The organism is Oceanirhabdus seepicola (assembly GCF_023684385.1).
Classification (GTDB): domain Bacteria; phylum Bacillota; class Clostridia; order Clostridiales; family Clostridiaceae; genus Oceanirhabdus; species Oceanirhabdus seepicola.
Window position 1 is genome coordinate 883213 of the sequence record NZ_JAGSOJ010000001.1, and the last position, 7923, is coordinate 891135.

The window sequence follows — 7923 nt, forward strand, 5'->3', positions numbered from 1 at the left end:
GTTGCAACTACGAGCTTATTCTTTGGGATAGAGATATCTAAATTTTTCAGATTATGAACTCGTGCTCCTTGAATTTTTATTTCTTTCATAAATTCACCTCATTTTATTACTTGTATCAAACTATAAAGTTGGGTGCTTTAATCCCTTGAAAGCAAGAATAGAGGCAAGTTGAATTTGGTTATTAAAGAGGTTCGATAGGTAAGTAGATATCAACCAAATGCTTATTTTGAGGATGAGTATTTGGGTCATTATTGTAGACTTCAAAAGCAAAGGAATCACGTGGTTGGTAACCACTATTTGATAACCATTCGCTGTACATAAAATCCCAAGCTCCACTATATTCCTTTTGAAAAATATCAAAATGCCCCACAGCATATTTCCCGGAAGGTATCATCATACTACCAATGTCACTGTTTTCTTCCACAACAACGTTATCAGCAATTGTCATACAAAGACTAGTCCTTAATTGATCTTCTTTTGCAAATTCAGGATTATCGTGATAAACAGTTAATACTTTTGTTTTTTCGAATATGGTAAGATTTTGATCCTTTGCATATTTAAATAGTTTTTCCAAAACTTCTGAAAAAGTAATGGCTAAATCTTTATATGTACCAATGTGCCTAAGATAAGCAACGTTTATGTTATCAACCATTAATATTTCAACATTTCCTTGAACCAACTCACCCTTACTCTTGCCTTCAATTTTCGATACACCTTCATTATATTGAGAAAGTTTATAAGGATCTTTGCGATTCTTGCTATATTGATTTCTATAGTGATTTGGACTTACTTTATAATGATTTTTAAATGTTCGAGAGAAAACTGCTGAATCAGCAAAACCAAAGTGATAAGCAATATCAGTAACTGTCATATCTGGACGGTGAATAAGTAAGAAGACAGCTCTCTCCAGCTTCAAACGGTTTACGTATTGTGATAAAGGTTCTTGCACTATTCCTTTAAAAATTCTGTGGAAATGAAACTTTGAAAAACCTGCAACAACTGCAAGTTCTTGAAGATTAAGTGAATCATACAAATGAGTTTCTATATAATCTTGTACTTTATAAATACGACGTAAATATTCTTTTTTGCTTTGAGAATTTGTCATAAATTATCCCCCTCATTATATAAATCAAATATTTTAAAATCTTGTATTTAATAGAAGAGAAAACATTAGCTATTTATTGTTTGCTAGTAAACAAAATCTAAAATAGTCAATGTTTCCCCTCGCAATAACCTATTATAACATAACAATAAGGTAAGTCAGAAAACTTCAAGTATCCCTCAATATCTGTAAGTCCTTTTTGAACTAATTTTCCAGTTGTATCACTATAAACTGAAAACTCTACATCTTGTATTAACGTTATAAAATCTCGTAAAGTGAGTAAATTCAATGATTATAATGACTCCTTGCGACGTATTCCTACTACGTTGCTAATCATTTTTAAAACCATATTTTATGAAATTAATTACTAATATATTTTTTAAAGCATAAAAAATGGACTAAATCAGCAAAACCCTTGTGTTTAAAAGGTTTTCTAATTTAGTCCTATTATAACAGCACCATCTATAACCAAATAGTCAAAATGATCCTTTGAGAAATACTCATCATTCAGATATTCCTTCTTCCAAAGAGTCTGAACACTAGCAAATACCATGTCTCCTTTAACCGCTTTACTATCTCCATTAAATATACATGTTTCTTTATCTGGATAAACAAGTTTGAATGTATTCTCAGCCTGTTTTAGTATATCCACCTTATGAGCAACAAAGAGTATCCTTAAGAACCAATAATGCGTCTAATTATTGGTTCTTTCTTTATTTCTGATAAACAACTATTTGGCGTTACAGACCTCTATATACTTTTCGCCATACTACCTAAATTCAAATCATCTAAATTGATCTCAACAACGCCAATTGAAAGCTCAACACCATCTACTATTGATAAAATGCCTCCGTGAGCATCGCAGCCGCCTGTTATAAGCATATCGTTTTCTTTGGCAAAATCCACAATTTCAGGTGTCAAATGCTGGTTTTTACAAGGACAATAACACTCAACTCCGTCAATACCTAAATCTTTTGCCTTTTTTAGATATTCTAAGGTTTCTTCCTTATAAACATCCTGTGGATGAGCTAATATAGCCTTGCCACCTGCATCACGAACTACTTTTATGACTGTAGAGATATCTTCAAGTTTAACGCTACTAACGTCCTCTCCATATTTTTTGTATATAGGAATAAGCTCCTGCATCGTCTTTATAATACCCTTTTTCAGCAAATACTCAATTACAAAATGAGAATACTCCTGCGGCTTACTGCAAAACTCTTCAAAATCATCCAAGTCGATATTATAATCCTTCGCCATGTTGTAAATAGTACTTTTTGTATTTTCATCAGTTTCCCTTTTCGTGATTTTTAGTAAATCCTGCAGATCTTCATTTTCTAAATCAAATCCGTATGCTAAAACATGTACTCGCTTGTTTTCAAGCATACAGTCAATTTCAACACCTTGTATGATATCAATATTGTTCCTTCTGCAAAGTTCGGTTATTTCTGGATAGCTCTCCGTTGTATTATGGTCTGTAACGGATATAAGACCTATTCCCTTGTCTTTTGCTTCGTTAATTATATCAGATGGGGTTAGTATCCCATCTGAATAATATGTGTGTATATGAAGATCACATAACATATTTACTTCGCCTCCTCTACGATTTTTACGATACCATTTGTACCGTCTACCTCAAGCAGGTCTCCGTCCTTTACGATATCCATTATGCCCATAAGTCCACTAACGCACGGGATACCATATTCTCTTGCAATGATCCCACCATGTTGAAGAGGACCACCGATTTCCATTACTACTCCTGCTGCATTAATAAATATAGGCGTCCAAGATGGTTCAGTGGATGTGGTAACTAGAATTTCACCCGGATTAAGAGGTTTTTCATAAGGAGAATGCAATACTTTTGCTCTGCCTCTGATTTTACCTACTGCTATTGGAGTCCCAACTAAGTCACCATCTTTTATTTCCATCTTCGGCTTAAATATCTTACCTCTAGAGTCAATTACTAATGGCCAATCCTTTACATGCTCAACAGTTTTATATGGTGCTAGGTTTTTATCTCTAAGCTTCATCAAATCAAACTTCTTATCTTTTTGTGCCTTTGTTATCTCATCTTTATGCAAATCAAAGATTTGATAAGCATTTTCTAGTCTTCCTTGATTTACGAATTGCTTACCTATCTTCAAACAAAGATCATGTAATCTTGCAATAACATATACGACAACGTATTTGGGATGCTCTCTATATCCGAATGTTGCCTGATAAATTTCAGCCTGTTTAACAAATTTCTTTTCAAACTTCCCTTCCTTGGCAATGGCATAAAGTTTATCATAACTTTCTTTTCTCTTTTGTTTTACATTGGAAATCTGACTGCTCTCTATATTAATTTCCTTAAGTCTGTCGTATATAGAACCGATATCTTCATAAGCTCGTGGAGAAGCAATATCAATTTCCTTAAATCCACGAACACCAAATTTATCAATAAATTCATTATAGTCCGTTAGCAGTTTATTAGAATAAGACTTTTTATTTATTTTTTTTACAAAATCTTTGCTGTCTTTTGTATTTTGAAGTTCATCATATGATGCCAATTTAAACATCAAATGTCCCATTTCACTGGTTGGATTGCCATCTAAGTCCATAGAAAGTGCAGTAATCTCATTTTCAACATCATGTCCTTTAAACATCTTATTTATTTTTTTGATTGAAATCATACCTGCGAGCATTATTCCAATTGTGTTCATTATTGTACCTATATCTTCAATGGCTTTATCCGTTGTCTTGTTGAAGTCATTTTCAGGACTAAAATTGTTAGCACGATTCATCACACTATTAGAAGCATTTATATAATCTGCTGCTGGCTTCTCGTGTCCTCCAAACATAACTTTAAATACAGGTGGTAAGAACTTTAAGGACATCTTCGCAACGTTTCCCTTAATTCCTTTGAGACTTTCAGGCAATTCTGATGGCATGTACTCAGACATATCCAAGTCAGCAAGTATTTTTTTTACATTAGCATCATAGTCTTTTGTCATACTACCAACTATTTTTTCTCCAAGACCTTTTTGTAGGTTTGAAAGATTGAAGTATTGTCTTCCATGAAGGGTAGGCATTGTTCCATCAATTGAAGTAATTAATAGCGCACCTTTTATCGCTTCCATGACTTCTGCCCAAATTTCTGTTCCCAAAACACTTAAGGAATCAGTAATTCCTTGAGTCATACCCATCGAATCAAGGTAAAGCAGTTTATCCGCACCAGGCTCCGTTAAAAGCTCGGAAAAGAGAGGCAGATGTGTGGTTATAGGTCTTGATTGTAGAAGATATAGTTTACCACCCTCGAAAGCCCACTCGGTGTCCATTGGCTTACCATAATGCTTCTCGCAATTTTTAATAAGCTTTGAAAGCTCAAAAATTTGATCATCTGTAAGTGCTTGTTTTTTCGGATCCTTATTTGCTTTTTCTACTATTCCACCATCGGATTTCAACAGCACAGCTATTTTCTTTTCATTAACTTGTTTTTCCATTATTACGTTTTTAACCGTAATTGTATGGAAGTCGCCCATCTTCTATAATTGGGTGATGGATAATACTATTTTCAGAAGGGTTCGATATCCTTCTGAAGATACTATAGCTTACAAGTGTAAAATCATCAAAAAATGTATATACTATAAGTATAAATGTTCTTTGATAACTAGATATATAAGGTTGTGATGGGTATACGAATATAGCGAAAACCAAGCTTAGCCTCCATCACGTAAAATATCTAAGGCAACTTAGAATACCGCAAAACGGTAACTACCCTAGGTCCTAGGGAAAGTCAAGCCTGTGGAGAACGCATAAGCCCTATATGGCGATGTTCTAGGAAACAGGAAAAATTCTAGTACATGATACTAGAAGCCCCCAGTTCTGCGTGAGCAACTGGTGGGAGGGTTCACCGCTGTCTACTATATACGTATCTGGCGTTACTATACCAGATACAATCGCTTCACCAAGTCCAAATGATGCATTGATAGCTACCTCGTCATATCTACCTTACTTTTCACTAGATCGCAGTTTACTTTTGTAGTGTCGTCAAGTAGAGCCTTCCACTCATTTGATGATTTTATGTCTTTTAGCCACTCATCAAAGAACGATACCGACAGTGCTATCCCCTCGGGAACGGGAAACCCTGCATTAGTTGTTTCGATTAAGGCTAAAGCCTTGCCACCAACCTCAGTAAGCTTAGGTGTTTCTTTTGTACTAAATACATATGTTTTCTTATTCATAGCTGTTCTCCTTTTATTTATAGAAATGTTTTCTAAAAAATTCAATTTGCTTATCGATTGCCTGGATAATCTCTTTTATTTTAGGAGATAAGTTCTCCATTCCATTGGCATCTATAAAATGTTTAATCTCACTTTCAAAAGCATAATAAACAATCTTTTTGAACATCTCGATATCAACGTCTTCTTTAAGGGAGCTAAAATCTAGATTATATCCGAGTACCTTCTCTTTAAGAATATTATCTTTTCTAAACATACTTGAATATTTTTCGGGAGGAAGTTCTTTATAAACCTTTGCTAAAAACTCTGTTATGAAAGGATATTCAGACATAATGTTTGCCTTTGCTACTACTGTGGATTTAATCCTGCTTAAATAATCCGTATCCTGCCAATCAATCTCTTTCTCCAGATTTTCACTAAATATTTTTTCTGAATAATAGAATATAAAATTGTATAGCTCTTCTTTATCCTTGAAATAGTGGTATAATACGCCTCTTGGAATATCCGCTTTTTTAACAATCATATTCGTTGAGGCCTTCGCGTAATCGTTATTGCTGAACACTTCAAAAGCAGCAATAATTATACGCTTTACTTTTTCATTACTTATATTTATATGACTAAATTCGTTTTGCATTCGATTACTCCTCACAATGAATTTAGACAACTTCTGTCTAATTTAATTATGAGGGGTTAGACAGAAGTTGTCAACATTAATTTTTGAGCATAAAAAATGGACTAAATCAGTGAAACCCTTTGTGTTTAAAAGGTTTTCTAATTTAGTCCTAATATAACAGCATCATCTATTTCTAAAGCAAACTTCATAATTATCATTTTCACCAAAAACTACTTTACCTTCTTTACCACCACTATTGCTGTTATGTCCGTATAAATGGAAACTCCCATCCCCATTTAGAAATCACTTCAGCATTATCATAATATCCCCTTTTATATTTAACCTATATTGATCAAATTCTTATACAGGTTCTCTAAATTCCAAATCATCATTGTAAAGGGTTTCCCGATATTCTGAATTCAATACATATAGAATTTGAGAGTGTCTCACCTTTAGAAGAAGATACGTTATCATAAATAATCAAATAATAAGTTTCATCACAATCATAGTAAGATAAAGGGATAACTCGAACTCTCTTGTCAATTACTTCAATCACAGTATTGAAAATGTTACCTTCATGATCAAGCACTATAATTTTTCTATCTATATCGTTACTTGCAATACTTTTATTAAATCTAATTTTCCATATTTTATTAGCCATTACTTCATTTGAAGATTTGGATTTTTTTCCCTCAAAAGTAGTTAAAAGATTTGGATTTTTAATTAGTGTGAAGGTACTAAAACGATCAACCCAAATAGATATTCCAGTGATATTTCCGTCTTTATCATATTGTAATTCTCCACGCTCAAGTTTATTTTCACCATCACTGTGCTGTACAAATACCATTAAAGATTGTAAAAATTCTTGACGCTCTGTTTCATTCTCGGGTATTTCTATATCTTCAAGGGGTAAGATCAATTCTGTCCTCCCAGAATAATTTGTTTCAACTACTAAAGGTTTTGTAACTACTTCAGCACCTGTAGCCAGTTGGATAATTAACTCATTAGTCTCTTGAACTTCATCTTTATCAGCTTCTCGAATATCTATAATAATCTCTTCACCTTTAGTATTAACCACAGTTTCAGTAGGAATTTCAATATTTATTTTACCTGTCTTGATTTTTAAACCAATCTCATTCTTACCCAATTGGTTAAGAAATTTATTTGTTAAACGAACTTCAGTTTCATCTGCTTCATCTATATCCTCATCATCTAGATTAAGTACAGCAAAGTGAACTTGTTCATTTTTTAACCCATTTTTAATATCCCCTAGATCATTATTAGTAAGTTTAACCTTGTCTTTAATCTTCCCATCCTTATTTTTAGTTCTTGATATCCTAACTTCAAGTGGCGAAAGTTCATCATCTTCTTTATAGGTATCATCAGTAACAGATGTCCTTATATTATTTACTGGATCATTAGTACGGCTTGATGATCCTCCACTACTGCTTGAAGGTCTTGATGATCCACCACTACTACTTGGTTTATTGTTTACTGTTATTTTATAGAGGGCTATTGTTCCATCCTCTGCTATTACTTTTAATTTATTTCCTGTTACAACAGGGTCACTTATTCCAAGATAATCTCATGTCTGGCCCTGCCCTTTACTTATATTGTTTTGGAAATGACTTTTACTTGTTCCGTATGGTACATTTGTTATTGTTTTATTGGTAATATTTATTGTGTATGAACTTGATGTTATGCTGGTATTGTTGCTTGATACTGCTGCTTCTGTCACAGTTACTTCCCACGCCTGGTTTGTTCCATCTTCAGCTGTTACTGTATAGGTCACTGGATTACTAAAGTCCTGAGCTACTCCACTATCTGGATTTATTGTAGCTTTATCTGATACGCTAATAGTTGGTGTTAGATTTGTTACGTCTTTTCCGTTATCTACTTCTATTTCTACTGTATGATTTCCATTTTTTATATCAGCTGCCCCTGTCTGTTCTGCCAATGTAAAGCCTATTATTTCTTTTTCACTGCTC

At 33.5% G+C, this 7923-nt stretch carries 9 protein-coding genes; all 9 read right to left on the minus strand.

The window, feature by feature from the left end; translation table 11 throughout:
* Positions 1-181: 181 nt before the first annotated feature.
* Positions 182-1105 (minus strand): AraC family transcriptional regulator, encoded by a 924-nt coding sequence (locus KDK92_RS03820; RefSeq protein ID WP_250857726.1) that lies wholly within the window; start codon positions 1103-1105, stop codon positions 182-184.
* A gap of 430 nt (positions 1106-1535) precedes the next feature.
* Complete coding sequence (locus tag KDK92_RS03825) at positions 1536-1775, minus strand: DEAD/DEAH box helicase family protein (RefSeq protein WP_338115240.1); 240 nt, start codon at positions 1773-1775, stop codon at positions 1536-1538.
* A gap of 77 nt (positions 1776-1852) precedes the next feature.
* On the minus strand, positions 1853-2686 hold the full coding sequence (locus KDK92_RS03830; RefSeq protein ID WP_250857728.1) for a PHP domain-containing protein: 834 nt from the start codon (positions 2684-2686) through the stop codon (positions 1853-1855).
* 2 nt (positions 2687-2688) lie between these two features.
* Positions 2689-4584: a PEP-utilizing enzyme gene (locus KDK92_RS03835; protein ID WP_250857729.1), complete on the minus strand. Its 1896-nt coding sequence runs from the start codon at positions 4582-4584 to the stop codon at positions 2689-2691.
* A gap of 334 nt (positions 4585-4918) precedes the next feature.
* The gene (locus tag KDK92_RS24895) at positions 4919-5071 is read right to left on the minus strand and encodes a PEP/pyruvate-binding domain-containing protein (protein WP_420852324.1); all 153 of its coding nucleotides are present in this window, start codon (positions 5069-5071) and stop codon (positions 4919-4921) included.
* Positions 5072-5073: 2 nt separating this feature from the next.
* Positions 5074-5325 carry a hypothetical protein gene (locus KDK92_RS03840; RefSeq protein ID WP_250857730.1) on the minus strand — a complete coding sequence of 84 codons (252 nt, stop codon included), beginning with the start codon at positions 5323-5325 and terminating at the stop codon, positions 5074-5076.
* 13 nt (positions 5326-5338) lie between these two features.
* Positions 5339-5956, minus strand: a complete 618-nt coding sequence (locus KDK92_RS03845) for a TetR/AcrR family transcriptional regulator (protein ID WP_250857731.1) — start codon at positions 5954-5956, stop codon at positions 5339-5341.
* Between the two features lie 367 nt (positions 5957-6323).
* Positions 6324-7082, minus strand: coding sequence for a hypothetical protein (locus KDK92_RS03850; protein WP_250857732.1), 759 nt, complete (start codon positions 7080-7082; stop codon positions 6324-6326).
* A gap of 438 nt (positions 7083-7520) precedes the next feature.
* A partial coding sequence (locus tag KDK92_RS03855; protein ID WP_250857733.1) for a DUF5018 domain-containing protein occupies positions 7521-7923 on the minus strand: 403 nt, incomplete at its 5' end.